The 22,197-nt window shown below is 70.8% G+C and carries 22 protein-coding genes and 1 riboswitch; of the genes, 10 read left to right on the top strand and 12 right to left on the bottom strand.

The window, feature by feature from the left end; translation table 11 throughout:
• Positions 1-156: 156 nt before the first annotated feature.
• Positions 157-1,539, top strand: coding sequence for a serine hydrolase domain-containing protein (locus tag ASD33_RS25640; protein ID WP_056565697.1), 1,383 nt, complete (start codon positions 157-159; stop codon positions 1,537-1,539).
• Positions 1,540-1,590: 51 nt separating this feature from the next.
• Here ASD33_RS25640 and ASD33_RS25635 read toward each other — a convergent pair whose 3' ends face one another.
• From ASD33_RS25635 to ASD33_RS25625, 3 genes are all read right to left on the bottom strand, one after another.
• Entirely contained in the window at positions 1,591-2,043 is a 453-nt protein-coding gene (locus ASD33_RS25635) for a GNAT family N-acetyltransferase (protein ID WP_056565075.1), read from the bottom strand.
• Between the two features lie 72 nt (positions 2,044-2,115).
• The gene (locus ASD33_RS25630) at positions 2,116-2,574 is read right to left on the bottom strand and encodes a MarR family transcriptional regulator (protein WP_056565072.1); all 459 of its coding nucleotides are present in this window, start codon (positions 2,572-2,574) and stop codon (positions 2,116-2,118) included.
• A 92-nt stretch (positions 2,575-2,666) separates the two neighbouring features.
• Positions 2,667-3,530, bottom strand: coding sequence for a GNAT family N-acetyltransferase (locus ASD33_RS25625; RefSeq protein ID WP_056565070.1), 864 nt, complete (start codon positions 3,528-3,530; stop codon positions 2,667-2,669).
• Positions 3,531-3,630: 100 nt separating this feature from the next.
• Here ASD33_RS25625 and ASD33_RS25620 point away from each other — a divergent pair, with 100 nt between their 5' ends.
• On the top strand, positions 3,631-4,284 hold the full coding sequence (locus ASD33_RS25620) for an HAD-IB family phosphatase (RefSeq protein WP_056565067.1): 654 nt from the start codon (positions 3,631-3,633) through the stop codon (positions 4,282-4,284).
• Positions 4,285-4,390: 106 nt separating this feature from the next.
• Positions 4,391-5,836: a globin domain-containing protein gene (locus ASD33_RS25615; RefSeq protein WP_242427266.1), complete on the top strand. Its 1,446-nt coding sequence runs from the start codon at positions 4,391-4,393 to the stop codon at positions 5,834-5,836.
• Here the strand turns inward: ASD33_RS25615 and ASD33_RS25610 are convergent.
• The 5 genes from ASD33_RS25610 to ASD33_RS25590 all read right to left on the bottom strand — a co-directional run bounded on the left by ASD33_RS25610 (position 5,779) and on the right by ASD33_RS25590 (position 9,445).
• Complete coding sequence (locus tag ASD33_RS25610; protein ID WP_056565062.1) at positions 5,779-6,258, bottom strand: NUDIX hydrolase; 480 nt, start codon at positions 6,256-6,258, stop codon at positions 5,779-5,781. The two genes, ASD33_RS25615 and ASD33_RS25610, sit on opposite strands and share 58 nt — an antisense overlap.
• Positions 6,259-6,293: 35 nt before the next feature.
• Positions 6,294-7,190 (bottom strand): LysR family transcriptional regulator, encoded by an 897-nt coding sequence (locus tag ASD33_RS25605; RefSeq protein ID WP_056565059.1) that lies wholly within the window; start codon positions 7,188-7,190, stop codon positions 6,294-6,296.
• Between the two features lie 240 nt (positions 7,191-7,430).
• Positions 7,431-8,561: a cystathionine gamma-lyase gene (locus tag ASD33_RS25600; protein ID WP_079045044.1), complete on the bottom strand. Its 1,131-nt coding sequence runs from the start codon at positions 8,559-8,561 to the stop codon at positions 7,431-7,433.
• 5 nt (positions 8,562-8,566) lie between these two features.
• Entirely contained in the window at positions 8,567-9,058 is a 492-nt protein-coding gene (locus ASD33_RS25595) for a low molecular weight protein-tyrosine-phosphatase (RefSeq protein WP_056565053.1), read from the bottom strand.
• Positions 9,059-9,067: 9 nt separating this feature from the next.
• Complete coding sequence (locus ASD33_RS25590) at positions 9,068-9,445, bottom strand: phage holin family protein (protein ID WP_056565050.1); 378 nt, start codon at positions 9,443-9,445, stop codon at positions 9,068-9,070.
• Between the two features lie 51 nt (positions 9,446-9,496).
• Here ASD33_RS25590 and ASD33_RS25585 point away from each other — a divergent pair, with 51 nt between their 5' ends.
• The 4 genes from ASD33_RS25585 (at position 9,497) to ASD33_RS25570 (ending at position 11,821) form a co-directional block, all read left to right on the top strand.
• Positions 9,497-9,814: a cupin domain-containing protein gene (locus ASD33_RS25585; protein WP_056565047.1), complete on the top strand. Its 318-nt coding sequence runs from the start codon at positions 9,497-9,499 to the stop codon at positions 9,812-9,814.
• A 198-nt stretch (positions 9,815-10,012) separates the two neighbouring features.
• Entirely contained in the window at positions 10,013-10,231 is a 219-nt protein-coding gene (locus ASD33_RS25580) for a DUF5326 family protein (RefSeq protein WP_056565043.1), read from the top strand.
• Between the two features lie 237 nt (positions 10,232-10,468).
• Positions 10,469-11,239, top strand: a complete 771-nt coding sequence (locus tag ASD33_RS25575) for a helix-turn-helix domain-containing protein (RefSeq protein ID WP_199863590.1) — start codon at positions 10,469-10,471, stop codon at positions 11,237-11,239.
• A 138-nt stretch (positions 11,240-11,377) separates the two neighbouring features.
• A complete protein-coding gene (locus ASD33_RS25570; protein ID WP_056565036.1) occupies positions 11,378-11,821 on the top strand; it encodes an SsgA family sporulation/cell division regulator in 444 nt (147 codons plus the stop codon).
• A 40-nt stretch (positions 11,822-11,861) separates the two neighbouring features.
• Here the strand turns inward: ASD33_RS25570 and ASD33_RS25565 are convergent, their stop codons facing one another.
• Positions 11,862-13,349: a YibE/F family protein gene (locus tag ASD33_RS25565; RefSeq protein ID WP_056565033.1), complete on the bottom strand. Its 1,488-nt coding sequence runs from the start codon at positions 13,347-13,349 to the stop codon at positions 11,862-11,864.
• Positions 13,350-13,387: 38 nt separating this feature from the next.
• A riboswitch (TPP riboswitch) is annotated at positions 13,388-13,535 on the top strand.
• Here ASD33_RS25565 and thiC point away from each other — a divergent pair.
• Positions 13,529-15,328 (top strand): phosphomethylpyrimidine synthase ThiC, encoded by a 1,800-nt coding sequence (gene thiC, locus ASD33_RS25560; RefSeq protein ID WP_056565030.1) that lies wholly within the window; start codon positions 13,529-13,531, stop codon positions 15,326-15,328. (Overlaps the previous riboswitch by 7 nt.)
• A 167-nt stretch (positions 15,329-15,495) precedes the next feature.
• Positions 15,496-16,842 (top strand): serine/threonine-protein kinase, encoded by a 1,347-nt coding sequence (locus ASD33_RS25555; protein ID WP_157870085.1) that lies wholly within the window; start codon positions 15,496-15,498, stop codon positions 16,840-16,842.
• Here ASD33_RS25555 and ASD33_RS25550 read toward each other — a convergent pair.
• The 3 genes from ASD33_RS25550 to ASD33_RS25540 all read right to left on the bottom strand — a co-directional run bounded on the left by ASD33_RS25550 (position 16,839) and on the right by ASD33_RS25540 (position 20,467).
• Entirely contained in the window at positions 16,839-17,468 is a 630-nt protein-coding gene (locus ASD33_RS25550; RefSeq protein ID WP_056565023.1) for a hypothetical protein, read from the bottom strand. The genes ASD33_RS25555 and ASD33_RS25550 overlap by 4 nt on opposite strands.
• Positions 17,469-17,629: 161 nt before the next feature.
• A complete protein-coding gene (locus tag ASD33_RS25545) occupies positions 17,630-18,865 on the bottom strand; it encodes a metallophosphoesterase (RefSeq protein WP_277922101.1) in 1,236 nt (411 codons plus the stop codon).
• Between the two features lie 495 nt (positions 18,866-19,360).
• On the bottom strand, positions 19,361-20,467 hold the full coding sequence (locus ASD33_RS25540) for a LacI family DNA-binding transcriptional regulator (RefSeq protein ID WP_056565020.1): 1,107 nt from the start codon (positions 20,465-20,467) through the stop codon (positions 19,361-19,363).
• 390 nt (positions 20,468-20,857) lie between these two features.
• Here ASD33_RS25540 and hisC point away from each other — a divergent pair, with 390 nt between their 5' ends.
• Positions 20,858-21,955: a histidinol-phosphate transaminase gene (hisC, locus tag ASD33_RS25535; RefSeq protein WP_056565017.1), complete on the top strand. Its 1,098-nt coding sequence runs from the start codon at positions 20,858-20,860 to the stop codon at positions 21,953-21,955.
• The last annotated feature ends 242 nt before the right edge of the window (positions 21,956-22,197 follow it).

Below are 22,197 nucleotides of genomic sequence, written 5' to 3'. Positions count from 1 at the left end.
GCGCGGCGCGGGAATCTCATCGGTGCGCGATCCGGGCTCGCCCGTGGTCCTCGGGTTCAGCGTGGTGCACCCGGCCGACACGGGCAAGCCGCCTGATCTCGCCCTCGCCGGGTTCTGCGGGAAGTTTCGGGTGGGGGATCGCGTTGGATGTGGTTCATGACTGCATCTTTTGAAGCGCTGTTGCCGGGTACCGAGCGGGCGTTGGCCCATCGGGTCGCCGTTGCTCAGGCCGAGGGCCGGGCGCCTTCCTTCGTGGGGGCGGTGGTTCGCGACGGGGCGCTGGTGTGGAGCGGGTCGCGCAGTTGTGTGGACGGGCACGCGCCCGATGCCGACACGCAGTTCAGGATCGGGTCCATCACCAAGGTGTTCACCGCCGTGCTGGTGATGCGGCTGCGGGACGAGGGACTGGTCGGGCTGGACGATCCGCTGGAGCGGCACCTCAAGGACACGGGCGTCGGTGAGGTGACGATCGCCCAACTCCTCGGCCACAGCGGTGGTCTCCCGGCGGAGACGCCCGGTGCGTGGTGGGAGCGGTCCTCCGCCGAGCTGCGGCCGGAGCTCTCCGACGTGCTGGGGGAGCGTCCCTTCCAGCGGACGCCGGGACGGCGCCATCACTACTCCAACCCCGGTTACACGCTGCTCGGTTCGTTGATCGAGGCCGTGCGCGGGGTGTCCTGGGAGGAGGCGCTGCGGAGCGAGATCCTGGAGCCGCTGGGGATGGGCCGGACGACGGCGCAGCCGGTCGCCCCGCACGCCGGCGGCTGGGCGGTGCACCCCTGGGCCGATGTGATGCTTCCCGAGCCCTCGGAGGACCTGGGGCTGATGGCCCCGGCGGGGCAGCTCTGGTCGACGGCGGCGGATCTCGGGCGCTTCGCCGCCTTCCTCGCGGCGGGTGACGAGCGGGTGCTCGCCCCGGCTTCCGTCGAGGAGATGCGGGCTCCGGCGGCCCCGGCCGGCGAAGGCGACTGGGAGGGGAGCTACGGCCTCGGCCTCCAGCTGGTGCGCAGGGACGGCCGGACCCTGATCGGTCACACCGGCTCGCTCCCGGGCTTCGTCGCCGCCCTGTGGGTGAGCGTGGAGGACGGCCTGTCCGCCGTCGCCCTCTCCAATGCCACCTCGGGGCCGCTGACGGGGACGGTGGCCGCCGATCTCCTGGGGATCGTGGCGGAGGCCGAGCCGAGGTTCCCGGAGCCCTGGCGGCCGCTTCCCGAGGCCGAGGTCGACGAAGAGCTGTTGTCCCTGGCGGGGCCCTGGTACTGGGGCACGTACGCCTACGGGCTCAAGATCGGTCCCGAGCGGAGCGTGGTGCTGGAACCCCTGCGGGGCGCCGGGCGACGGGCGCGCTTCCGGGCGCTGCCCGAGGGCGGCTGGGTCGGGCTGAACGGCTACTACGAGGGGGAGACGCTCCGGGCCGTACGGCGTGCCGACGGCGGCGTGAGCCATCTCGACCTGGGCTCGTTCGTCTTCACGCGGGAACCGTACGCACCGGCGGACGCCGTTCCGGGTGGGGTGGACGAGGCCGGCTGGCGCGGGCTCTGACCTGCCGGGTGGGTGTTTCACGTGAAACACCCACCCCCCCAGGGTGGTGTCTCAGAGGCTCTTCTTGAAGCCCACGTGGGAGGCCTCGAAGCCGAGGCGCTCGTAGAAGCGGTGGGCGTCCGTGCGGCTGGCGTCCGAGGTCAGCTGGACGAGCCGGCATCCCTGGCGTCCGGATTCCTCGACGGCCCACTCGATCAGCTGGGTTCCGAGGCCGCTGCCGCGCTCGTCGGCGTGAATGCGGACGCCCTCGATGATCGAGCGGGTGGCGCCCCGGCGGGAGAGGCCCGGGATCACGGTCAGCTGGAGGGTGCCGACGACCCGGCTCGCGCGGACGGCCACGACGAGGTGCTGGTGCGGGTCGTTCGCGAGGCGCTCGAAGGCCGTGAGGTAGGGCGCGAGGTCGTCCGGGGACTCGCGCTGCGCGCCCAGGGGGTCGTCGGCGAGCATCGCGACGATGGGGGCGAGGTCCTCCGCGGTGGCGGGGCGTATCTCGAGATCGCTCATGTCCCGCAGCGTACGCGCAGGTGGCGGTGGTGCGGCGGGCTCGCGCGTGGCGCTTCAACCCTTGTGCGGGCGTCACACGGTGAGGGTCTCGCCCTCCAGGACCTGGACCAGCGGTGCCAGCTCGGGGTTCCGCGCGGCCTCGTTCAGGGCTTCGCGCAGCGCGCCGTCGTTGGTCGGGCGGGCCTCGGCCAGGAGCTTCATGCCGGCCTCGGTGACATCGGTGTAGATGCCGCGCCGGTCGGTGGCGCAGAGGTACCGGGTGAGCAGGCCCCGGTCTTCGAGCCGGGTGACGAGCCGGGTGGTGGCGCTCTGGCTGAGCACGACCGCGTCCGCGACCTGCTTCATCTGGAGGTGGCCGCCCGGTCCGCTGTGCTGGCGGCTGAGGACGTCGAGGAGCGAGTACTCCCGCACGCTCAGACCGTGCCCGGTCTCCAGGGCGCGTTCGAGGTGCGACTCGATCCTGCCGTGTAGCAGGCTGAGGGCGCACCAGCGCTGGGAGAGCGCGGTGAGTGCGGGGTCCGTCGCGGTCATGGTCTCTCCTCGGTCTCCCGTCGGCGCCGGAGTGGCTTCCTGGCCCAGGATAGACGATCCGACGCAATAATGCGCGTCTGCAAGTAACTGGGTCAGCCGGCCGCGACCGTCAGCGGTGCGAAGCGGCGGGTCCAGTCGCCCGGGAGATCGGGGAGGGAGCGGACCATCACGGCGTTGAAGAAGATCGAGTCGACCCCGTTCTCCTTCAGCCAGCGCAGCAGCTCCGTGTGGCGCACGTCGATGTCCGTACGGAGCGGCCGGTCGGTCGCGGCCGCCAGTGAGGCGACCAGGGCCTGGGCGGTGGCCGGGTCGCGGGCGATCAGGGGCCCGATGACATGGGTGTCCATGTTCGGCCAGGCCGCTGCGAAGCCGGTGATCTCGCCGTTCTCCTCCGCGACCCGCAGGTGGTCGGCGAACGCGGGAAGCCGGGTGATGACATGCGTGCGGTCGCGGCCGAAGACCTCGTGGTCCAGGCGCAGGATCGCCTGGAGGTCCTCCGCCGTCGCCGCGCGGACCGGAATCGCAGGGGCGGGCGTGGCGAAGGTGAAACGGCCCCGCACCATCTCGGCCTGGCCGACCTGGGTGAAACCGAGCTGCTCGTAGAGCGGCTGCCCGTTCGGTGTGGCGTGCAGGGTGAGGGGGGTGTCACCGGTTTCCGCGAGGACGTGCTGCATGAGCCGACGTCCCACCCCCTGGCGTGCGTAGCGTTCGGCGACGAGCACCATGCCGATCGCCGCGAGGCCGGGGCCGTACGAGGTGACGACGCAGGCGGCGGCCAGTCCGGGACCGTCCGGGTCGTCGATGCCGTACCCGGTGCCCGCGGTGAGCAACAGTCCCCATTTGTGCTCCTCGCGCAGCCAGCCCCGGTTCTCGGAGAGGTCGGAGCAGGCGAGGAGGTCGTCCCCGGTGAGGTGTCGGATGGGGAGGTGCACGAGCGCGGAGGGGGAAGTCGGCATGGCTGCAGGCTGTCCGATGCGGTGATCGTCCGTCCACCTCTTTTACCGGATCTGGCCGATACCCGAGGGGGCGTTGATTCCACCCCGTGGCATGGGGACGATGTTTCACGTGAAACGGCGAACGCGGCGACTCCATCTCTTCGACCTCGACGGCACCCTGATCCGAGGGTCGGCGGCCGCCGTGGAGATCTCCCGGCAGCTGGGCCTGGTCGATGAGATCGCCGCGCTGGAGGAGGGTTTCCTCCGTGGGCTCACCCCGGACGAGTTCGCCGTCCGGGCACGCGCGCTCTGGGTGGAGCTCACCGTGGAGCAGGTCGCGGCGGCCTTCGACGGGGCGCCCTGGCTGACCGGCATCCGTGAGGTCTGGGCCGACATCCGGGAGCGGGGCGACCGCTGTGCGGTCATCTCCCTCTCGCCCGACTTCTTCGTCGAGCGGCTGCTGGCCTGGGGTGCGGACGCGGCGCACGGCTCGGCTTGGCCGGCCGTCCCCTTCACCGAGGAGATCCACCGCCCCTCCATCCTCGACGCGAAGGCGAAGGTGCGGATCGCGCGTCGGCTCTGCGCGGAGTACGGGGTCGCCCCGGCCGACTGTGTCGCGTACGGGGACTCGATGTCCGACGCGGAGCTCTTCGCGATCGTGCCGGAGACCGTGGCCGTGAACGCGGACCACCATCTCGCCGGGCTGTCCCTCCACAGCTACACCGGAGGAGATCTGCGCGAGGCCTACGCCCTGGTCCAAAACCGCGCAGCTTAACCAGAATCCCCGCCCTTTGGCCCGAGAACGCCGCTTTCCGTCCGAAGCGGGGAATCGAGGCCGCATGCTGCGACCACGGAAGCCGGCCAGCGCGAGGGCGAGGCACATGATGGATGCTCCGACCACCACGAGGGCAGCGGAGCCCGCCGACGGACGCGAGCCCGGGGCGACGGACAGGTACGAGGCAGGGGTGCCGGGCGGGCGGACGGCCCCGGCGGACGGGCCGCGCTCACCCGAGGACACCAACGAGCCCCGGATACCCGGGGCAGCACCCGCCGTCGCCGGGGGAGCAACCGCCACGGTCGGCGCGGCCCCCGCCGTCTCCGGCACCGCGCCCGCCGCCAACGGCGCCGCCCCCGCCCCCATCGCCGTGTCCGCCACCACTGCCGGACCGTCCGCCGATGCCGTGCTCGTCCTGCGGACCCTGGAGGAGATCGCGCCGGTCGCCGACCGGGTGACCTCGTACTTCTACGCCCTGCTCTTCCTCCGGAACCCCGAGCTGCGCGACATGTTCCCGGCCGCCATGGACACCCAGCGGGACCGGCTCCTGAAGGCCCTCCTGACGGCGGCGGAGCATCTGGACGACACCCCGGTGCTCACCGCGTACCTGGAGAACCTCGGCCGGGGGCACCGTAAGTACGGCACGCGGTCCGCCCATTACCCGGCCGTCGGCGAGGCCCTCATCGGGGCGCTCGTCCGGTACGCGACGACGAGCTGGGACCAGGAGACGGAGGCGGCCTGGGTCCGGACGTACACGACGATCTCGCAGATCATGATCGACGCGGCGGCGGAGGACGAGCGCTCGGCGCCCGCCTGGTGGCACGCCGAGGTCGTCTCCCACGACCTGCGCACCCCCGACGTCGCTGTCGTCACGCTCCGACCCGACCAGCCGTACCCCTTCCTCGCGGGGCAGTACACGACGCTGGAGACCCCGTGGTGGCCGCGGATCTGGCGGCACTACTCCTTCGCCTCGGCGCCCCGGCCCGACGGGCTGCTCTCCCTCCACGTGAAGGCGGTGCCGGCCGGCTGGGTGTCCAACGCGCTGGTCCACCGGGCCCGCCCCGGGGACGTGCTGCGGCTCGGCCCGCCGGCCGGTTCCATGACGGTCGACCACGCCACGGACACCGGACTGCTCTGCGTGGGCGGCGGGACCGGGATAGCGCCGATCAAGGCCCTGGTGGAGGACGTCGCCGAGCACGGGGACCGGCGCCCCGTCGATGTGTTCTACGGGGCGCGCAGCGGCCACGACCTCTACGACATGGACACGATGCTGCGGCTGCAGAAGACCTTCCCGTGGCTCTCGGTCCACCCGGTCACCGAGGAGCAGGGGCGGCTTCCGGAGGCCGTCTGCAGCCTGGGCCCCTGGGACGAACGCGACGCCTATCTGTCGGGGCCGCTCGGTATGGTCCGCCGCGGAGTGGACGCGCTGCGGGGAGCGGGGGTCCCCGCGGAGCGCATCCGGCACGACTTCCTCGCGGAGCTCACGCCCGCCGATCAGCCCAGGTCGGGGGCGTGCATCGCCCGGACGCCCTCGATGTTGCCGTCGAGGTAGTGGCGCAGCGAGAGGGGGACGAGGTGCACGGCCGCGATGCCGACCCGGCTGAACGGGACCCGGACGATCTCGTACTCGCCGACCGGTTCCTCCATCTCGGGGCCGTGGCGCAGCGAGGTGTCCATGGAGTCGAGCCGGCACACGAAGAAGTGCTGGACCTTCACTCCGGAGACCCCGCCGTCGACGATGTGCTCGACGGTGTCGACGAAGCAGGGGACCACATCGGTGATCTTGGCGCCGAGTTCCTCGTGCACCTCGCGGTGCAGGGCCTCGACGACGGTGGTGTCGGAGGGTTCCACGCCGCCGCCGGGCGTGAGCCAGTAGGGATCCATCCCCGGCTTGGTGCGTTTGATGAGGACGAGGTCGTCGCCGTCGAGGAGGATGGCGCGTGCGGTGCGCTTGATCACGGGCCGTTCGTTCATGGGAAGAAAATGGCCCGTTCGGGGTGTCCTGAAACTCACCAGTCCCCGGCGGCCCGCAGCAGGCGCTCATGAGCGCTCGCGAGGAGCGAGAGGGCGAGCGTCCCGGTCCGTACGACCAGGAAGTAGGTCCGCAGCGGGGGGACCGGGGGATCGAGCAGCGCCACGAGCCGCCCCTGTGCCAGGGCTTCCTCGCAGAGGTAGCGGGGCAGTACGGCGAGCCCGGCGCCCGAGGCGGCGGAGTCGCGTACGGCGCGCAGGTCGGGGGCGATGACGGTGGCGGACACCGCCGGTTTCGTCTCGAAGACGCTCGCCCAGTAGCGGGCGACGAACGGCAGCGACTCGTGCACCTCGACCACCGGAAGCTGTTCGAGGACCACGGCGCCCCGGTGGAGGAGCACGTCGGGGGTGAGCCGGGCCGCCCAGCGGGGGGCGGCGACCAGGACGTACTCCTCGTCGCAGAGCGGGGTGGCTACGAGCAGGCCGCCGCGCGGGCGGGCGGTGGCGACGGCCAGGTCGTGGTGGCCGGCGGCGAGACCGTCGAGGATCTCCTCCGTGTTCCTGAGGAAGGACGTCCGTACGGCGAGACCCTGGTCGACGAGCGGGGTCAGGGCGGGCAGCACGCGGAGCGCGGTGAACTCCGGGGGCCCGGCGACATGGAGGGTGCGGACACCGCTCTCCCCGTCGAGGCCGGTGTCGGCGATCTCGACGAGGGCGTCCAGGTGGGGAGCGGCGCGATGGGCCAGCTCGTCGCCGACGGTGGTCGGCGTGACCCCACGGGCCTGTCTGAGGAAGAGCGGGCGCCCGAGCTGCCGTTCCAGGGTCCTGATCTGGCTGGTGACGGCCGGCTGGGAGAGCCCGAGGAGCGCGGCGGCTCGGGTGAAGGAGCCGGCCCGGTGCACCGTGACGAACGTGCGCAGCAGGGCCAGATCCATGTCCGCCCCCTCCCGGCCGTGCGGCCGTTCGACTCAGGCGGTCGGCTGACTGCGCCTCAGGACCGTCCAACTATAAATAAGTCGATAGGTCTCTGTCGCTACCGTGATTGGACACTGACGCACAGTCAACTAGCCTTGGCCAGGCGGTCTCCGCGCGTGGAAACGAGGGCGTTCCGAGCCACGAGGGGGGAGGCTCGGAGCGCCCCGCTCCGCGCGCCCGACCGGCGGCGGGGCGCCGTCTCAGACGACTCCCCCGGCCTCGTCGAGCGCCCGCAGCACATCGCTGATCAGGTCCTCCGGGTCCTCGGCGCCGACCGAGAAGCGGATGAAGCCCTCCGCGACCGCGTCCCCGCCCCAGCGCCCGCGCCGCTCCGCCGTGGAGCGCACACCGCCGAAACTGGTGGCGTCGTCCACGAGCCGCAGCGCGTCCAGGAACCGCTCCGCCCGCTCACGGCCGGCCAGTTCGAAGGAGACCACCGGGCCGAAGCGCCGCATCTGCCGGACGGCCACCGCGTGCGAGGGGTCGTCGGGCAGCCCCGGGTAGCGCAGCCCGGTCACGTCCGCGCGCGCGGCGAGCGTCCGCGCGAGCGCGAGCGCCGTGGAGCACTGCCGGTCGATCCGCAGCTGGAGCGTGGCGAGCGAGCGGTGGGCGAGCCAGGCCTCCATGGGCCCGGGGATGGCGCCGACGACCTTGCGCCACCGCCGTACCTCCGCCGCGCGCTCGGGATCGCGGCAGCTGACGTGACCGAGCAGGACGTCCCCGTGCCCGGTCATGCCCTTGGTGTCGCTGGCGACGGAGAAGTCCGCGCCCAGCTCCAGCGGCCGCTGCCCGAGCGGGGTGGCGAGGGTGTTGTCGACGGCCACGAGCGCCCCCGCGGCACGGGTTTCGGCCACCATCCTGCGGATGTCGCAGACGTCGAGTCCGGGATTGGACGGGGTCTCGATCCAGAGCAGCTTGGCCCCGGCGAGCACGGCGAGCTGCCCGTCGCCGCCGGTCGGCGCGGTGCGGACCTCGATGCCGTACGCCCGCAGCTGCTCGTGGAGCAGCGGCAGGGCCTGGTAGCCGTCGGTGGGCAGCACCACCGCGTCGCCCGCCTTCAGCTGGGAGAAGAGGACGGCGGAGATCGCGGCCATGCCGGAGGCGAAGACCAGCGTCTCGACGCCCTGCTCCCCCGGCGCCTCCAGCTCGCCGATCGCCCGCTCCAGGTGGGTCCAGGTGGGGTTCTCGTCGCGGCCGTAGGTGTACGGCCCGGTCGGCTCGCCCGGCAGGTGGAAGTGGGCGGCGAAGACCGGCCCCGGCAGGGTCGGCTCGTACTTCACCGGCTCGGGAAGCCCTGCCCGCACGGCGCGGGTGCCGTCGCCGATGTCCATGTCGCTCACGGTGTCCGATCCTCCAGTTCCAGGCGTACGGCCGCGAGCAGTCCTCCGCTCGACGCCTCCACCATCTCAAGACACTCCTCGTACTCCTCACGGCCCCCGGAGTACGGGTCGGGGACGTCGAGCGCGTCCCCGGCGGCCGGGTCGTAGGAGCGCAGCAGCCGTACCCGGGCCGCCTCCTCGGGCGTGCGGGCGAGCCGGTGGAGCTCCCGCAGGTGCCCTTCGTCCAGCGCGATCACCAAGTCGATGGCCGGGAACCAGGAGGCCCGGAACCGACGGGCGGTGTGTGCGGAGGCGTAGCCGTTCTCCTCGAGTACGGAGACCGTGCGCGGGTTGGCGTCTTCGCCCTCGCACCGGACTCCGGTGCCGGCGCTCTCGACCACCACCAGCCCGCCGAGGCCGGCCTCTTCCACATGTCTGCGGAAGACGTGCTCGGCCATCGGCGAGCGGCAGGTGTTGCCGGTGCAGACGAAGCAGACGCGGTAGGTCATGGGCCGCACTCAGTCACCGTCGGGGAGCACGACGTTCAGCGCCCACGAGACGACGGAGATGATCAGGCCGCCGAGGACGGCGGTCCAGAAGCCCTCCACGTGGAAGCTGAGGTCGAACTGCTCGGCCAGCCACGAGGTGAGCAGCAGCATCAGGGCGTTGACCACCAGGGTGATCAGGCCGAGGGTCAGAATGAAGAGAGGAAGCGTCAGGAGCTTGACGACCGGCTTGACCAGGAAGTTCACGAGCCCGAAGACCAGGGCGACGAGAATGAGGGTCAGGGCCTTCTTGCCGGTGCTCTCACCGGTCAGGGTGATGTCCTCGAGCAGCCAGATGGCGACTCCGAGGGCGCCCGCGTTGGCGAGCGTCTTGACTACGAAATTCATCATGTGTCTGATCGTGGCAGACATGATCGGGCCGAGGGCAGGGGCTGACAGGCGATGAAGGCATTCCGACTGGACGAACTGGAGGCGGAGCGTGCCGCGAACCAGGGCGCGTATCTCCAGTTCCTGCGGGAGCGGAACATGTCGGTGGGCCTGTACGCGCTGGACGCCGGGGAGCTCGACCCGCAGCAGCCGCACGGCCAGGACGAGGTGTACTTCGTGGTGAGCGGCCGGGCGGCGATCACGGTGGGGACGGAGACGACCCAGGTGGCGCGGGGCAGCGTGGTCTATGTGCCGGCCGGGGTGGAGCACCGGTTCCACCACATCAGCGAGGACCTGCGGGTGATGGTGGTCTTCTCGCCGGCGGAGGCGTGAGGCTCCGGAGAGGTCTCCGGAACCCGATGCCCTGAGGGGGCCCCTGAGGTCCGGTGCCCGGGGAGTCCCGGACCCCTTAGGGGTCGGATCAGGGGAGAGCGGGGGCCGCAGGGCCCCCGTGGGTCACGTACGGACCCTAGCCTTGGAGGTGTTCGGCGCGGAGTGCGTGGAACAGATCTTCGAGAGCGAGGTAGGACGATGGCCGTGCAGCAGATTCTCGCGGGGATGCCCTGGTGGGTGAAGTGGGTCGCCATACCGGCCCTCGCCCTGCTCGTCTTCGGTGGACTGATCACCAGTGTCCTGACCGTCGTGGTCGGGCTGCTCTTCAAGGTGCTGCTGTTCGTGGCCCTCGTCGCCGGACTGGTGTACGTCGTACGGAAGTTCAGCTCCTCCGGTCGCTCGCGAGAGGACTGGTAGCACAAGCTACTGATCGGTATGAAGCCGACGGAGGGTATTAGCCCGGCCGGGGGAACGCGCAGGTCGAATCAGAGCATGGGCCCAGGGGCTGCCACTAGAGTGGAATCTCTCCGCCGTGTTGGGGACTACAGGCGTAGACCTCCCTACTGACCAGCGGTTTCCCAGGCCCGGCGGGCGCGCGGGGGCGGCCCCCGCGGGCGGGTGCGATGCACCCGTCGTCACGCCTGGGGGTGACCTTTGGCCACGGCTACGCAGACAGCTGCGCCTACCCTGATCGGCTCGGTGCAGCGTGCGCTGAGACTTCTGGAGGCCGTGTCCTCCCATCCGGAAGGCGCCCCGGCCAAACAGCTCGCCCGTGAGACGGGCCTTCCGCTGCCCACCACGTACCACCTGCTCCGCACCCTGACGCACGAGGGCTATCTGCGCCGTGAGAAGGGCGTGTTCGTGCTGGGTGAGGCCGCCGTCCGACTGGCCGGCGGCGAGGCTGTGCAGAATCGTCGCATCAAGATCGAAGACTCCCTTGCCCGCTGGCGGGACGAGATCGGTGTGCCGGTGTACTTCGCCCTCTACCGCGAGGGCGAGATCGAACTCGTCGCCGTCGCGGACACCCCTTCCGCCCCCGCAGTGGAGGAATGGGCCGACTTCCGCGAGACCGGGCACGCCCACGCGATCGGGCAATGTCTGTTGAGTCAACTCGATCTGAAATCTCGTCAAGACCACCTCGACCGTCATCCGGTCGAAGCCATCACCCCGTATACGGTGCGTAACCGCCGCGTCCTTTTGGATCGTTTGGCCGGTTTGGGGCGAATGGAGCCTTTGGTGGAGCGCCAGGAATATGCGCTCGGCACGGTCTGTGCCGCCATCCCCATCACCGCGGGCTCCGCGGCGGCCGCAATGGCGATTTCCCTCCCTCTCCACCAGGAAGAACGGTTGCTCCCAGCAGTCGAGCGGCTACGTACGGAGATCGGAAGGCTCTTCAGCTCGCTCGCGTTCTCTATCAGTATCTGAAAAATCACTCCTTGTGATCTGCTAGCGCTTACAGCACGATTGCGTCAAGAGGGCCACGGGGGATCATTCCTGGCCGTTTCGGTCACAGCTTTCAGCAGCTGTGTTTACACAACTGCTTCATCTACTGCGGGGTACATGATGCGAGAGTCGGTTCAGGCCGAGGTCCTGATGAGCTTCCTCGTCTCCGAGGAGCTCTCCTTCAAGATTCCGGTCGAGCTGCGCTACGAGACCGGTGATCCCTACGCGGTGCGGATGACCTTCCACCTCCCCGGAGACGCGCCTGTGACCTGGGCGTTCGGTAGGGAACTGCTGCTCGACGGGATCAACGGGCCCAGCGGGGACGGCGATGTGCACATCGCCCCGACGGAGCCCGAGGGGCTCTCGGACGTCTCCATCAGGCTCCAGGTCGGTGGCGACCGCGCCCTGTTCCGGGCCAGCGCGCCGCCGCTCGTCGCGTTCCTCGACCGAACGGACAAGCTCGTTCCGCTCGGTCAGGAACGGACACTCGGCGACTTCGAGGACAACCTGGAGGCCGCGCTGGGCCGGATTCTGGCCGAGGAGAACGCCGGGCCGGCCGCCTGATCCGGCGGCCCCTCCCGGCCGTCCGCCCCGGCCCGGACCGTCACTTGGCGCGACGTCGCCGTCCACCCCGTACCCCGGCAGGCTTACGGACCTCCGGCCGACCGCCCGTTCCCCCACGGCCGCCCTCTCCCGGACCGGCCCCGGGAGCCGTCCGGTCGGCGGAGACGACCAGGGCCGCGAGCGCCGTGGTGACCGGTACGGACGCGACCAGACCGATCGACCCGACGAGCGTCCGGACGATCTCCTCGGCGACCAGCTCGCTGTTGGCCACCGTCCCCGTACTGCTCTGCGCGATCGAGAACAGCAGCAGCAGCGGGAGGGCGGCACCCGCGTACGCCAGCACGAGCGTGTTCACGACCGAGGCGATGTGGTCGCGGCCGATCCGGATCCCGGCCCGGTACAGCGCGCGCGGCCCCATGGCCGGATCGGCCTGGTGCAGTTCCCAGACCGCCGAGGTCTGGGTGACCGTCACGTCGTCGAGCACGCCGAGCGAACCGATGATGATGCCGGCCAGCAGCAGACCGGACATGTCGATGTCCGGGTACAGCCCGTGGATCAGACCGGTGTAGTCGTCGGTGTTGCCGGTGAGCGAGGCCCAGCCGATGAAGAGCGAGCCGAGCAGACCGATGAGCAGCAGGGAGATCAGCGTCCCGAGCACCGCGACCGAGGTGCGGGCCGACAGGCCGTGGCACATGTAGAGCGCGATCAGCATGATCGCGCTCGACCCGACCACCGCCACGACCAGCGGATTCGATCCCTCCAGGATCGCCGGCAGGATGAAGAACGTCAGGATCAGGAAGCTCACGACGAGCGCGACGAGCGCCATCACGCCCCGCATCCGGCCGACGAGCACCACCGCGAGGGCGAAGATGCCGGCGAGGATCGCCATCGGGACCTTGCGGTTCACGTCCGTGACCGAGTACTGCAGGTCGCGGGGGGCGTCGGGGGCGTACGCCACGACCACGCCCTGTCCCTCGTGCAGTTGGCGCGTCGCGTCGGGCTGGATGATCTCGGTGAACTGCCGCCCCTTCTCCGGGCCGGTGGTGACCTCGATCGTCGCCTTCTTGCACTGACCCTGCTGGGCGTTGACCGCCTCGCGCCCCTCCGGGGTCGAGGTGTCCCCGGTGGGCGGGACCTGCCCGGCGTTCACGGCCGCGCAGTCGACCTGCTGCACGGAGACGACCTCGCCCTGCTGCGTCTGCCGGTCGAAGCCGACCCCGGTGCGTTCGTGCGCCGGGGCGCCGCCGGGCCACAGGACGACGAGGCCGACCACGACGGCCGTCGCGAACGGGATCAGGATCGCGGCGATGACCCTGCGCAGATGACGGGAGACGGGGGCGGCGGGGCCGTGGCTGTGGCTGTGGCCGTGCCCGTGGGAGGAGCCGCCGCCGTGCCCGCCACCAGCGCCGGGACCATGGCCCCCGCCGTGGCCGGGACCGGGGTCCTGACCGTGGTGGTGGCCGTGGGGCTCGGGAGTCTGTCGGGGGAGAGTCACCGGCCGATCATCGCAAGAACGTCGGGGGCCCACTGTTCAGCACGCCAGGGATGCCGCTAGCGTGGTGGCACCTTTGCACACGCGGGAGCTCGGAGCACCGGGCTGAGAGGGCGCTGATCACCGTACGCGCGTACTGGACGTACGTACGGGAGGAGGCTGCGCCGACCGCCGAACCTGTTACCGGGTAATGCCGGCGTAGGGAGATCGGTCTCATGACCATTCAGGATGCACGCACGCCTGCCTCCGACCAGAACCGGGCCGACGAGCGGGAGCGCACGCCGGGCTGGCACAAGGGGTACGTCCAGGGCTCGCGCCCGGACCTCCGGGTGCCGGTCCGTCAGGTGCACCTCACCAACGGCAAGGACGTCACGCTGTACGACACGTCCGGCCCGTACACCGACCCCACGGTCGACACCGACGTCCGTCGGGGCCTTCCGCCGCTGCGCGAGAACTGGATCATCGCGCGCGGCGACACCGAGGAGTACGCGGGCCGCCCGGCCCGCCCCGAGGACGACGGCATCAAGCACACCTCGCCGCGCGGCGGCGGGCTGAAGAACCTCGACGCGGTCTTCCCCGGGCGCCCGCGCCTGCCGCGCCGGGGCCGCGACGGACAGGCCGTGACGCAGCTCGCGTACGCCCGCCGGGGCGAGATCACCCCGGAGATGGAGTACGTGGCGATCCGGGAGAACGTCTCCCCCGAGGTCGTACGGGAGGAGATCGCGGCCGGCCGTGCCGTGCTCCCGGCGAACGTCAACCACCCGGAGATCGAGCCGATGATCATCGGCAAGCGGTTCCTGGTGAAGGTCAACGCCAACATCGGCAACTCCGCCGTCACCTCCTCCATCGAGGAGGAGGTGGAGAAGATGACCTGGGCGACCAAGTGGGGCGCCGACACGGTCATGGACCTGTCCACCGGCCGCAACATCCACACCACCCGCGAGTGGGTCCTGCGCAACTCCCCCGTCCCGATCGGCACCGTGCCGCTCTACCAGGCCCTGGAGAAGGTCGACGGCCGCGCCGAGGACCTGACCTGGGAGATCTACAAGGACACGGTCATCGAGCAGGCCGAGCAGGGCGTGGACTACATGACCGTGCACGCCGGCGTACTCCTGCCGTACGTGCCGCTCACCGCGCGCCGCAAGACCGGCATCGTCTCGCGCGGCGGCTCGATCATGGCCGCCTGGTGCCTCGCGCACCACAAGGAGAACTTCCTCTACACGAACTTCGAGGAGCTCTGCGAGATCCTGGCGGCGTACGACGTCACGTACTCGCTCGGCGACGGCCTGCGGCCCGGCTCGATCGCGGACGCCAACGACGAGGCGCAGTTCGCGGAGCTGCGCACGCTCGGCGAGCTCAACACGATCGCCAAGCGCCACAACGTCCAGACGATGATCGAGGGCCCCGGGCACGTCCCGATGCACAAGATCAAGGAGAACATCGACCTCCAGCAGGAGATCTGCGAGGAGGCGCCGTTCTACACGCTCGGCCCGCTGACGACCGACGTGGCGCCCGCGTACGACCACATCACCTCGGGCATCGGTGCGGCGATGATCGCCTGGTGGGGCACGGCGATGCTCTGCTACGTCACGCCCAAGGAGCACCTGGGCCTGCCGAACAAGGACGACGTGAAGACCGGCGTCATCACGTACAAGATCGCGGCGCACGCGGCGGACCTCGCGAAGGGGCACCCGGGCGCGCAGGAGTGGGACGACGCGCTGTCGGACGCGCGGTTCGAGTTCCGCTGGGAGGACCAGTTCAACCTGGCCCTCGACCCGGACACGGCCCGCGAGTTCCACGACGAGACGCTGCCGGCGGAGCCCGCGAAGACCGCGCACTTCTGTTCCATGTGCGGGCCGAAGTTCTGCTCGATGAAGATCAGCCGGAGCATCACCGAGCAGTTCGGCGGCGACGACCCGCTGGCCGGCGAGGACGAGGCCCGGGCGGGGATGCTGGCCAAGTCGGCCGAGTTCGCCGCGCAGGGGAACCGGCTCTACCTGCCGCTGGCGGACTGATCCCCTGACGTCCCGGGTCCCCCGGAACACGCTCCGGGGGACCCGGGACGAGTGATCGAGGTCGCGGTCTGACAGAACGTGAAGAGTCCCCCGCGGAAGCTGTACGTGACAGTAGCCTTCTGATCGATGCTCGATCGTTCCTTGCGCATCTGTCATCGGGGGTCCCTTTGTCCACGTCACCGCGTCCGCAGGGTGTTCCACCCACCGAGGCCACGCCTGGTCTCCTCCTGGCCAACGGCCGTTACGAGCTCATCGAGCCGTTGGGCGCCGGCGGGTTCGGCCGGGTCTGGAGAGCCCGCGACCAGGGGCTGAACGTCGACGTCGCCATCAAGGAGGTGTACGTCCCCTCGGGCAGTACGTCCGAGGAGACCGTCGAGCGCGTGGAGCGCGCCGCATGGGAGGCCCGCCACGCCGCACAGCTGCGTGATCACCCGAACATCGTCACCGTGCACGACGTCGTGGTGGAACGCGGTGTGCCGTGGACGGTGATGCAGTACGTTGTGGGCCGCTCGCTGGCCGACGAGATCCGCCTGAACGGCGCGGTGTCACGGGAGCTGGGCGAGAAGGTGGCGCTGGCGATGCTGGCGGCGCTCGAGGCCTGCCGCGACGCCGACATCGTCCATCGTGATGTGAAGCCCGCCAACATCCTGCTCGCCGAGGACGGCACGGTGATGCTGACCGACTTCGGCATCGCCAAGCAGTTCGGCCAGTCGCCCATGACGGCCCAGGACATGGTCATCGGCTCGCTGGAGTACATGGCGCCGGAGCGGGCACGCGGCCACGCCGCGACACCGGCCTCGGATCTCTTCTCGCTCGGGGTGACGCTGTACCACGCGGTCGAGGGGGTCTCACCGTTCGACCGCGGCTCCGGCATGGCGAGCCTGTCGGCGGTGCTGCTCGACACACTGCCCAAGCCGTCGAAGGCCGACGGGCGGCTCGCAGCAGTCATCGAGAGCTTCACCGAGAAGGCCCCGGGCGACCGGATGAGCGCGTATCGCGCGGCGGCCGTATTGCGGGGGCAGGGGGAGGCGGAGAAGCCGACACCGCCGATGCCTAAGCCGACGCCGACGCCACCGAAGCCGGTGGTGAAGGCACCGAGGCCCGCTACGGCCAGGGTGCCCTCCAAGCCCGAGGCGAAGACCGGGAGCGACGGCTGGGAACTCTTCAAGGGGCTTGCCGGGCTGGCGGTGGTGGTGGGTCTCATCTTCAACCAGCCGATCTGGAACTACGTCCACGACCACTTCCTCGACACTGCCCCTTACTCCATCGAGAACATCAGGCAGGGGCAGTGCTTCTGGGACACGAAGGCACCAAATCCTATGGAGTGTGACGGGGAGCTGCCGGCCGACGCGACGCTGTGGCAGGTCCTACGGCGGTTCGACGACCCTGCTGCCACCTGCTCTCCCTCCACTGTCCCCGGCTGGCCGGCCTCCACCGGATGGGACGGGTATCACTGGCAGGTCAGACCCGCCGATTCCTCCTTCACCCTGTGTGCCGAAAAGAAGGGCGTCTAGCCGATCGCGTCCGGGGGTGCCGCGGCGGCGAGGGCGTCGCGGAGGAAGGGGAGGATGCCGCGTTCCAGGAGGGCGTGGCGCCAGGCCTCGCGTGCGCGGGTGAGTTCGACGTCGAGGGGCAGGGCCTCGGCGGGTGCGTTGCGCAGGGCGGTCACGAGGAGGCCGGCTCCCGCGGAGAGCAGGCCGGCGGCGGCGAGGGCGGCGAAGACGAGGCCGGCCGTCAGCAGGGTCTCGCCGAACCTCACGGTGGGGGTGAGGGCGTGCAGGACCGCGCCGGCGAGGAGGAGCACCACGGCCGTCGTGCCCGCGAGGACGGGCACCATGACGGTGACGATCGCGACGACCCCGGCACCGGCGGTGGTGGCCGTGCCCGTGGGTATTCGGGGTGCGGCGGGGGCTCGCCGCTGCTCGCGGACCTTCACGAAGTGGTCGTACTCGCTTGCCGCGGCGGCCGTGACCAGCGCTGTCGCGTTGAGCGTCATGGCGCGCAGTTGGGCGACGGTGAGCCGGGTTCCGACTCCGTCGAGATCCGGACGTGCGTGGGCGGTGCTCAGTGCGTCGTCGAGGACGCGCTCGTATTCGGCGCGGTCCTCGGTCAGCAGGTGCGGAGCCACGTTCATGTGCATCCCCCGATGCTCCGTAGGCGCGGATCAGCCGTGGCGAAACGGTCGGTCGAGCGGAAACGGAGGAGAGCCTGCTACGGATGGACCCGATGGTATTGCGGCGATGCCACAGGCTGACAGAGTGTTTCCGGAATTCGACTTCCCCGGATGCGCAGGGTGATGCGTCAGCCGTCCAGGGGGAGTTGGACGACCAGTAGCTTTCCGGCCATGGTCACGCCGCCGTCCATGGCGATGGCGAGCCCGTCGGCGTACACGTGCGGGCCGTCGACGACCGGTCCCGAGCTGTCCTCGCCGTCCTCCGTGCCGACCTGGCCGAGGAGGTACGGGATCGGGCTGTGGCCGTGCACGATCCGATGGCCGCCGTAGGTGGAGAGCAGCTCCTGAACGGCCTGCGGGCCGCCCTCGTCGCGGAAGGCGAAGCGCTTGGTGAACTTCCGGAAGACGTCCCAGACCTCGTCGGCGTCGTTCCGGTTGAGGATCTCGTGGACCGTGTCGTTGACGTCCTCGATGGTCTGGCCGTATTCGAGGTACGCGGTGGTGTCGGAGTGGAGGAGGAGGTGGTCGTCCTCGCTCACCACGGCGTCGAGCCGGGACATCCACTGGAGGTGGACGTCCTGGAGCCGGTCCATGTCGTGCTTCTGGCCGCCGTTGAGCAGCCAGGCGGCCTGGAAGGTGGCGGTGCCCGCGCCGGAGTTCACCGGGGTGTCGCCGAAGCGCTTGGCGCCGATGAGCAGGAGCTCGTGGTTGCCCATGAGGGCCTTGCAGTAGCCGCCGGCGGCGGCCGCCTCGGCGGAGAGGCGCATGACCAGGTCGATGACGCCGATGCCGTCGGGGCCGCGGTCGGTGAAGTCGCCGAGGAACCAGAGGCGGGCGTTCCCGGCGGACCAGTTGCCGTTCTCGTCGATGAGGCCCTGGGCGTGCAGGGCGGCGACGAGTTCGTCGAGGTAGCCGTGGACGTCGCCGACGACGAAGAGCGGGCCGGGTCCCTCGCCGTTCCCGGGGGCGGGCTCGGCGGCGGGGGCGGGCTCGGGGGTGACCGGGACCTGCACGGTGTCGCCGCGGTTGATGATCGGGAGGTCGCGCTCCGTGGGGGTGTACCCCTCCGGGAGGCCGCCGTCCGGGAAGGCGTTGCCGGGGTGACCGGTGGCGACGGAGACGATGGAGGAACCGGACGCGGGCGTGGTGCGGCGCCCGAGGAGCAGGGTCGGCTCGGCGGGCAGGGGCGCGGTGGGCGCGGGCGCGGCTGCGGGAGCCGGTGCGGGCGTGGCCGCGGAGACCGGAGCCGGTGCGGTCGCGGGGGCCGGAACCGGTGCGGGCGCGGTCGCCGGCGCGGGTTCGGCTGCGGGAGCGGGCGCCGGGGGGCTCGCCGGTGCCGGTGAGGCCGCCGGGGGGCTCGCCATCGCGTACGCCGCGGCGGGGTGCGACCGCGTCGGCCGCGGGGCGTGCTCGGGCTGCGGCGGGTGTTCGGTGGGTGGGGTCTCGGCCGGTGGCGGGACCGGCAGGGGTTCCGTACTCGTCGGATCGGTGGCGTGGCCCTGTACGGGCACACGGGCGTACGGCGGTACACGGAAGTCACGCAATGTCGCCGTGCGCGCCACGGGCTCCTGCCCGGCCCCCTGAGTCATGGACCCCTCCACCACCGTCGCGATGCCCTGCACATCGCGGACCGGCCTGGTGGGGGTGGTCCGCGATGTCGTGCGCCCATCATAGGAATGAGGGTCGTCCTGTGTGACGCACCAGGGGTGGTGAATCCGGGTCCACTCCGGGTTCACCGGTTGTTTCGCCCGAATTGAGAAGGTCCAGTCCAGGGTTGGGGCCGGTGTGCCGGCCGGTTTCGCCGTCCCGGCCCACGGGCAGGGGCGGGACGGCGGTGGGGTGACGACCCGTCGGAGAGTTCAGTCCTTCGAGGGTTGGCGCGGCGGACTGACCGTCGTTCGGGGTGAACGGCGCTGCGAGGAGGTGCGGACGATGAGTTCGGTCGGTATCACCTGCTCGACCGGTCCGTCGGTGTCGATCCCCTCGATGGCGTCGATGAGGAGCTGGACGACGGCCGTGCCGATCCGGCGCGGTTTGAGCGAGAGCGTCGTGATGGGCGGTTCGGTGGTGGCGTAGACGGTCGACTCGCTGCAGCACACCAGCAGCAGGTCGTCCGGGACGCGGAGTCCGTAGCGGCGCGCGGCCGCGAGGAGGTCGGTTCCGTTGGGGTCGAAGAGGCCGTACACGGCGTCGGGCCGGTCCGGTCGGGCGAGCAGCCGGTCGGCCGCGACGGCGCCCGCGCACGGGTCGTGCGCCGGGTAGGCCTCGTAGACGGGGTCCTGGCCCACCCGTGCGCACCAGTTCAGGTACGCGGTGGTGGACAGGCGGGTGTACGTGTCGGTGGTGGTTCCGGTGAGGAGGCCGATGCGGCGGGCGCCGGCGTCGGCGAGGTGGTCGAGCAGATCGAGGACGGCGGCTTCGTGGTCGTTGTCGACCCAGGCGGTGACCGGGAGGGTGCCGGCGGGGCGTCCGTCGGAGACGACGGGCAGGCCCTGGCGGACCAGTTCGGTGACGACCGGGTCGTGGTCGGAGGGGTCGATGACGACGGTGCCGTCGAGGGCGACGTTCGACCAGACGTCATGTCGGGAGGTGGCGGGGAGGATGACCAGGGCGTAGCCCCGGGCGAGTGCGGCCGATGTGGCGGCTCTGGCCATCTCCGCGAAGTACGCGAATTCGGTGAAGGTGAAAGGTTCATCCCCGTACGTGGTCACGGTCAGGCCGATGAGCCCCGACTTGCCTGTGCGGAGCGTGCGGGCCGCCGCGGAGGGGCGATAGCCCAGCCGGTCGGCGACTTCGCGGACGTGACGCCGGGTGGCGTCGGGGAGTCGGCCCTTGCCGTTGAGCGCGTCGGAGACAGTCGTGATGGAGACCCCGGCGGCGGCGGCCACGTCCCGGATGCCTGCCCGGCCCTGCCGGCTTCCCCGGGTCTGTGCCCGGCTCACCTGGTGCTTCCCTGCTGCTGTCATGGCGAGCCGATAGTAGGGCGATGAGGGGCGGTTGGGCCGGTCGCATATGCAGGCATTGACAGGCACGTTTCTGCATGATCGAAAACTAGTAAGAGGCGCTAAATCCAAGGTAGTTAGGGTCATTACCGTGGGTTCCGTGGTCGTCGAACGGCATAGGCCTGGCGAGGGGGCGAGGTCTCGAAGAGGTCTCAACTCACCTCTACGGGGGATGCGCGCCACGGCGCCCGCCACCGGCGCGTGCCACCCAACCGCGCGCCCCCCTGCTCCGGAGGATGAGCGGCGCCGTGTCCACAGCGTGTCCCTCCTGTTGTCCACAGCCCATTCGCAGCAGAGGCGAATCCTCTTAAGGTGAGGAGCATTGGCGGTACGGACGGTCGAGGAGGCCACACTGTGAGCGAGACCAGCGGGACGAGCACGGGCAGCCCGAAGCTGCGCGCCGAGCTGGACGGCGTCCCCACCTACAAGCCGGGCAGGCCGGCGGCCTCGGGCGGCCCGGTGGCCTTCAAGCTGTCCTCCAACGAGAACCCCTACCCGCCGCTGCCGGGGGTCATGGAGAGCACGCTGGCCGCCGCCGCGAACTTCAACCGGTACCCGGACATGGCCTGCACGGGGCTCACCGAGGAGCTGGCCGACCGCTTCGGCGTGCCCGTCTCGCACATCGCGACCGGCACCGGTTCCGTCGGCGTCGCCCAGTCGCTCCTCCAGGCGACCTCGGGCCCGGGTGACGAGGTCATCTACGCCTGGCGCTCCTTCGAGGCGTACCCGATCATCACGCAGATCAGCGGTGCCACCTCGGTGCAGGTGCCGCTGACCGACGGCGAGGTGCACGACCTCGACGCGATGGCCGCGGCGATCACCGACCGGACCCGGCTGATCTTCGTCTGCAACCCCAACAACCCCACGGGCACCGCGGTGCGTCGGGCCGAGCTGGAGCGCTTCCTCGACCGCGTGCCCTCCGATGTTCTGGTGGTCATCGACGAGGCGTACCGCGAGTTCGTCCGCGATACCGAGATCCCGGACGGCATCGAGCTCTACCGCGACCGGCCGAACGTCGCCGTGCTGCGCACCTTCTCCAAGGCGTACGGCCTGGCCGGCCTGCGGGTCGGCTTCGCGGTCGCCCACGAGCCGGTGGCGGCGGCGCTGCGCAAGACGGCGGTGCCGTTCGGCGTGAGCCAGCTGGCGCAGGACGCGGCGGTGGCCTCGCTGCGTTCCGAGGACGAGCTGCTCGGGCGGGTCGGCTCCCTGGTGGCCGAGCGCGAGCGGGTCCACGCGGGGCTGGTGGCCCAGGGCTGGACCGTGCCGGACACCCAGGCCAACTTCGTCTGGCTGCGGCTGGGCGAGCGGACCATGGACTTCGCGGCGGAGTGCGAGCGCCATGGCGTGGTGGTGCGGCCGTTCGCGGGCGAGGGCGTGCGCGTCACGATCGGCGAGACCGAGGCGAACGACCTGTTCCTGAAGGCGGCGGAAGGCTTCCGCGAGGAGGGCTGACCGCCCCGGCGGGCGGCCGACGGCCCGCCCCGACAGAATCCCGACCCCCGCGAGCGTCCCGCTCGTGGGGGTCGCTGTGTGTGCGGGTCCAAGGGGGAGGGGACCCTTCTAGGGGGAGGGGACCCCCCCTAGAAGATACGGATTTCGTATGAGCCATAATGCTTGTGAATGTGAACGCGTTCACAAGCGTGTCCTGGTTGCTCCCTTAATGTGTGGGATCAGCAGGGCAAACTGCCGATGTG

Origin of the sequence: Streptomyces sp. Root1304, from assembly GCF_001426405.1 — a bacterium.
Taxonomy (GTDB): Bacteria; Actinomycetota; Actinomycetes; order Streptomycetales; family Streptomycetaceae; genus Streptomyces.
The sequence above is the reverse complement of the archived record's forward strand: the minus strand, read 5'-3'. Positions and strand labels throughout refer to the sequence as shown.